The organism is Clostridium sp., assembly GCF_036569345.1.
Lineage (GTDB): Bacteria > Bacillota > Clostridia > Clostridiales > Clostridiaceae > Clostridium_AD.
Map to the genome: position 1 here is coordinate 1 of NZ_DATCQT010000063.1, position 6,550 is coordinate 6,550.

Genomic DNA, 6,550 nt, shown 5'->3' on the forward strand with positions numbered 1-6,550 from the left:
ATATATATGTTATAATCATAATAGGTGATTGTATGCATATAAAATATTTACAGCTTAAAAATTTCAGGAATTATAATGAATTAGTTATAGAATTTAATAAGGGTACTAATGTATTTGTAGGAGATAATGCACAAGGGAAAACAAATATCTTAGAAGCAATTTATTATTGCAGCCTTGCTAAGTCTCACAGAACTAATAAAGATAAGGAATTAATAAATTGGAATGGCAGTGATGCATATATAAAACTTTATGTATGTAAAACAAGACTCGATAAAAAAATAGAAATAAAGATTTTTAAAGAAGGTAAAAAAGGCGTTAATATAAATTCTATAAAAATTCTGAAAATGTCTGAATTAGTAGGAAACTTTAATGTGATTATGTTTTCTCCTGAAGACTTAAATATAGTTAAAGAATCACCTTCATATAGACGGAAATTCTTAGATATTGAGCTTTGTAAGCTAAGCAGGCGATATTATTATAATTTAACCCAATATAAAAAAGTTTTAAATGAGAGAAACTTGGCTATAAGAAAGTGGAACACAGATAGTGATATTATAGACGTATATGATAAACAACTTAGTGAATTTGGGGCAATTGTAATAAGAGACAGAATAAATTATATAGAAAAATTAAACAGATTAGGGAAAGTAATACATAGCAATATAACTTCTAAAAGCGAAATAATTGAAATTAAGTATTTAACACCTATTAAGCAGTTAGATAACATAGAAGAAAATTTTTATTTGCTTTTATGTAAAAATAGAAAAAGAGATATAGAAACAAGAACTACATCAATAGGACCACATAGAGACGATTTTTCTATAGATATTAATGACATAGATGCTAGAATATTTGGTTCACAAGGGCAGCAGAGAACTTGTGTCTTAACGATCAAATTTGGAGCACTAGAAATAATAAAGGAACTAACAGGAGAATACCCGGTATTATTACTTGATGACGTATTGTCTGAATTAGATACAAAAAGGCAAGAATATATATTAAATTCAATAAAAGAAGTTCAAACGTTAATTACATGTACAGGAGTTAACAACATAAGAAAATATTTAAATGCTGAAAGTAGAATATTCGAAGTTATGTCAGGAGAATTAAAAGAAATTACATAATTCCGAATAAAATATTATGGATTATTAAGGAGGATATAATATGTTTTTACATTTGGGAGAAAATGTAGTAGTTCCTATAAAAGACATTATAGGTATATTTGACATGGAAACTACTATGTATAGCTCAGACACTATCCAGTTTTTAAGAATGGCTGAAGAAGATGGTTTTGTAGAGCGAATAACAAACAATATCGCTAAATCTTTTGTAATTGCTGAAGTAGACAAAAAAAGTAAAATATATCTATCACCAATATCATCTTCAACTTTATGCAAGAGAACAGAAACTGTATATTATGAGCTTTAGAGTAAGTTAGGAGGATATACATGGAAATAAATAATGTTTACGACGAGAGTCAAATACAAGTACTTGAAGGATTAGAAGCAGTAAGAAAAAGGCCTGGTATGTATATAGGCAGCACTAGTATTCGCGGACTTCATCATTTAGTTTATGAGATTGTAGATAATAGCATAGATGAAGCATTGGCAGGTTTTTGTAAAAATATTAATGTAATTATACATAAAGATAACTCTATAACAGTTATTGATGATGGTCGTGGTATGCCAGTAGGAATACATCATAAAATGAAAATACCAACAGTAGAAGTTATAATGACAGTGCTTCATGCAGGTGGAAAATTTGGTGGTGGAGCATACAAAGTATCAGGTGGGCTTCATGGTGTTGGTTCATCTGTAGTTAATGCACTATCTGTAGTTTGTGAAGTAGAAGTTAAAGTAGATGGCGATATATGGAAACAAACTTTTGCAAGGGGAAAAACTACAAGCACACTTGTAAAAATAGGAACAACCGAGGAGCATGGAACAAAAGTATTCTTTACACCAGACCCAGAGATTTTTGAAGAAATCAATTTTGATTACGAAACTTTGTCTCAAAGACTTCGCGAATTGGCCTTTTTAAATAAAGGTTTAAGAATAACTCTTTCAGATGAGCGAGTAGATAAAAATCAAGAATTTTTGTATGAGGGAGGAATAAAATCCTTCGTAGATTATTTAAACAGAAATAAAGGAACAATTCACGAGACAATATACATGGAAGGGCGTAAAGATGATTACGTTGTTGAAATAGCTCTGCAATACAATGATACATACACAGAAAATATATTTTCATTTGCAAATAATATAGATACTGTAGAGGGTGGAACTCACCTAGTTGGGTTTAAGTCAGCATTAACAAGAGTAGTTAATGACTATGCTAAAAAATTTAATTACTTAAAAGAAAATGATAAAAATCTATCAGGTGAAGATGTTCGAGAAGGTCTAACAGCTGTAATATCTATTAAGCTTACTGATCCTCAATTTGAAGGTCAAACAAAAACTAAGCTTGGAAATAGTGAAGTAAGAGGCATAGTTGATAGCATAGTTGGTGAGGCAATTAGCAATGTTTTAGAAGAAGATCCTCAGCTTGGTAAAAATATAATAGATAAAGGATTAAATGCTGCTAGAGCACGAGAAGCAGCAAAAAAAGCAAGAGAGTTTACAAGAAGAAAGTCAATACTAGAATCAACTACTCTTCCAGGTAAATTGTCAGATTGTGCATCGAAAGATCCTATGGAATGTGAAATATATCTGGTCGAAGGCGACTCAGCTGGTGGTTCTGCAAAACAAGGCAGAGATAGAAAATTCCAAGCTATACTTCCTCTTAAAGGAAAAATAATGAATGTTGAAAAACAAAGAATCGATAAAATGCTAGCGTCCCTTGAAATTAGGGCAATGATAACTGCTTTTGGTGCTGGTATAGGAAAAGATTTTGATGTAACAAAAATAAGATACGATCGTATTATTATAATGACAGATGCGGATGTAGATGGAGCACATATTAGAACTTTACTGCTAACATTTTTCTATAGATACATGAAGGAATTAGTAGAACAAGGGCATGTGTATGTAGCTCAACCTCCACTATTTAAAGTATCTAAAGGTAAAAAAGAGCATTACGTATATACCGAAAAAGAGCTTGAAATGACACTTGTGGAATTTGGTGGAAAAGATAGTAGCACTGATATACAAAGATACAAAGGTCTTGGGGAAATGAATCCAGAACAGCTTTGGGATACAACAATGAACCCTGAGGAAAGAACTTTGCTTCAGGTACATGTTGAGGATGCAATGGCAGCAGATGAAATATTCACTATTCTCATGGGTGATAAAGTAGAGCCACGTCGTGAGTTTATACAGGAAAATGCTAAAGGTGTGCTTAACTTAGATATATAGTTATACATTAAAATATTTTGTTTAAAGAGGTGTAACATGATTAATAATCAGGGAAAAATTAAACCTATTGATATAAGATATGAAATGAAAAAATCTTATATAGATTACGCTATGAGTGTTATTGTAAGTCGTGCTCTTCCAGATGTACGTGATGGACTTAAACCTGTTCATAGAAGAATATTATTTTCTATGCATGAACTGGGCTTAACACCAGAAAAGGGATTTAGAAAGTGTGCAAGAATTGTCGGAGACGTTTTAGGTAAGTATCACCCACATGGTGATACTGCTGTATATGGAGCATTAGTTAGAATGGCTCAAGACTTTTCCCAAAGATGTACTTTGGTTGATGGTCATGGTAATTTTGGTTCTGTAGACGGTGATTCAGCAGCAGCAATGAGGTATACAGAAGCTAAAATGAGTAAAATTACAACTCAAATGCTTAGAGATATTAATAAAGATACAGTAAATTTCATTCCTAACTTTGATGGAGAAGAAAAAGAACCATCAGTTTTGCCATCAAGATTTCCTAATCTTTTAGTTAATGGGTCTACTGGCATTGCAGTAGGTATGGCAACAAACATACCTCCTCATAACTTAATAGAAGTTATAGATGGCGTGCTTATGATGATTGATGACTCAGAAGTTACTATAAGTGATTTAATGACAAAAATAAAAGGTCCAGACTTTCCTACAGGAGGAATAATCCTCGGAAGAGCTGGAATAAAAAGTGCTTATGAAACAGGAAGAGGAAGAATACTCGTAAGAGCTAAAACAGATATTGAAGAGAATAAAGGTAGAAATGCAATAATAGTAACAGAATTACCTTATCAAGTTAATAAAGCAAAACTTATAGAAGGTATTGCAGATTTAGTAAAAGATAAAAAGATAGATGGAATATCAGATCTTCGAGATGAATCAGATAGAGAAGGTATGAGAATTGTTATAGAACTAAAAAGGGATGCAAATCCAAATATAGTATTAAATAGATTATTTAAACATACTAGGATGCAAGATACTTTTGGAGTTATAATGATAGCTCTTGTAAATAATGAACCTCAGACTTTAAATTTAAAACAAGTTCTATTTTATTATTTAGAACATCAAAAAGATGTGGTAAGAAGAAGAACTCAATTCGATCTTGATAAAGCACTAGCAAGAGCTCACATACTAGAAGGTCTTAAGATTGCACTCGACCATATCGATGAAGTAATTCGTTTGATAAGAGCATCAAAAACCATTAGTGAAGCTAGAGAAAGTTTAATGAATGCTTTTGATTTATCAGAAAAACAAGCTGTAGCTATTGTTGAAATGAGGCTTGGAAGACTTACAGGTCTTGAACGAGGTAAAATTGAAGATGAGTATAATGAATTAATTAAACTTGTTAATTACTTAAAAGAAATATTAGCAGATGAAACAGTATTATTAAATATAATTAAAGAAGAGCTTATAGAAATTAGAAATAAATATGGTGATACTAGAAGATCTGCAATAGAGAAAAATCCATATAGCATAGATGAGGAAGATTTAATACAAGAGCAAGATATTGTAATAACCCTAACTCATGCAGGTTATATAAAGAGGTTACCAGCAGATACTTATAGTGCGCAAAGAAGAGGTGGAAGAGGAATACAGGGTGTAACTACAAAAGAAGACGATTTTGTAGAACATATCTTTATAACTACTACTCATAATAATATTTTGTTCTTCACAAATAAGGGAAAATCATTTAAATTGAAAGCATATGAGATTCCAGAAGGTGGAAGAACAGCTAAAGGAACAAACTTAATAAACATTATACCTTTAGCTAATGATGAAAAGATTCAAGCAGTTATATCTCTTAAAGAGTTTGCTGAGGATAATTATCTTGTAATGGGAACAAAACATGGTTTAATTAAGAAAACATCACTTGATAAATATTCATCTATAAGAAAAAATGGTTTAAATGCAATAAATTTAAGAGAAGATGATGAACTAATTGGAGCTGCAATAACTAATGGAGATAGCGAAATGCTGTTTGTTACGAGAAATGGTTATTCTATTAGATTTAGTGAAAAAGATGTAAGACCTATGGGAAGAACTGCAACTGGAGTTAAGTCATTAACTTTAAGAGAAGAAGATATTGTAGTGTCTATGAACATTGTTACACCTGAAGAAGAACTTTTAGTTATAAGTGAAAATGGTTTTGGAAAGAGAACGTTAGTTTCTGAATATTCACTTCAACATAGAGGTGGTAAGGGAGTAATAACCTATAAGGTATCAGATAAAACAGGAAAACTTGTTGGTGCTAGAATAGTAAAAGATGGAGACGAAATGATACTTATAAACAGTAATGGTATTGTTATAAGATTAAGCGTAGCTGGAATATCAACTACAAGTAGGAATACTATGGGAGTAACTTTGATGAAGAATGGTGAAGGAGATAATATAGTTGCTATAGCTAAAATAAATTGTAGTGATGTAATTGTTACAGACGAAGATTCTAATCAAGAAGAAGTGAAACCTTTGCAGAATGAAGTAGATTCTGTTCAAGAAGATACTAAAGAAACTTCTGTTAATGAGGAATATAATTCAGAAACAGATGATGAGCCTAATGATAAATAATTTAATGAAATAAATTATAAAATAGAAGATTATAATATAAAAGTACTTATTTGAAATAACTTCAAATAAGTACTTTTTTTAATTTACAACAGAATATAACTAACCTAGTGTATCTTAAGCAGTAAATTAGAGGAAAATAAAGATAAGTAAAGAAATATTATCATAATCTATGGAGAGATAGAGTTATAGTTAATACAGTATCTAATAGATTTGATACAATACATCTTGTCGTTATGAATGAGTAACAACAGAGGTTTAATTTAAAAGTTAATTGTTTTTTAAAATTTAAATAATAATTTAAATAAATAGAAAATTATATTGACAATGTTAAAGTTAAACAGTAAAATAGTAGAGGTCGTCACATGATGACAAATGGAATTGGTCTTTGAAAATTAAACAGAGAATAGGTAAAGAACGAAATAATATTTTGTTTAACCAGTTAATTACTTTAGTATAAAGTAAATTTTAGTTGTAAAACTAAAAAGTATTGTAATGAGCTTGCGAATCCAACCTAACGGTTGCTTAACCAACTTAACAGTTGGCGCAGATTAATCATTTCAAATGAAAAGTGTAAACTTTTAAATTGAGAGTTTGAT

4 protein-coding genes are annotated in these 6,550 nt (G+C 30.5%); all 4 read left to right on the forward strand.

Translation table 11 applies throughout. The features are described 5' to 3' along the window. The first annotated feature begins 32 nt into the window (after positions 1–32). Genes recF through gyrA form a run of 4 tightly spaced genes read left to right on the forward strand, consistent with a single transcriptional unit; the run spans position 33 to position 5,954 of the window. Positions 33–1,124, forward strand: a complete 1,092-nt coding sequence (gene recF / locus VIM70_RS06545; protein WP_331944940.1) for a DNA replication/repair protein RecF — start codon at positions 33–35, stop codon at positions 1,122–1,124. Between the two features lie 40 nt (positions 1,125–1,164). Beyond that, the gene (remB, locus tag VIM70_RS06550) at positions 1,165–1,428 is read left to right on the forward strand and encodes an extracellular matrix regulator RemB (RefSeq protein ID WP_331944938.1); all 264 of its coding nucleotides are present in this window, start codon (positions 1,165–1,167) and stop codon (positions 1,426–1,428) included. A gap of 20 nt (positions 1,429–1,448) precedes the next feature. Beyond that, positions 1,449–3,353 carry a DNA topoisomerase (ATP-hydrolyzing) subunit B gene (gyrB, locus tag VIM70_RS06555; protein WP_331944939.1) on the forward strand — a complete coding sequence of 635 codons (1,905 nt, stop codon included), beginning with the start codon at positions 1,449–1,451 and terminating at the stop codon, positions 3,351–3,353. Positions 3,354–3,392: 39 nt separating this feature from the next. Then, a complete protein-coding gene (gyrA, locus tag VIM70_RS06560; RefSeq protein WP_331944941.1) occupies positions 3,393–5,954 on the forward strand; it encodes a DNA gyrase subunit A in 2,562 nt (853 codons plus the stop codon). Positions 5,955–6,550 lie beyond the last annotated feature (596 nt).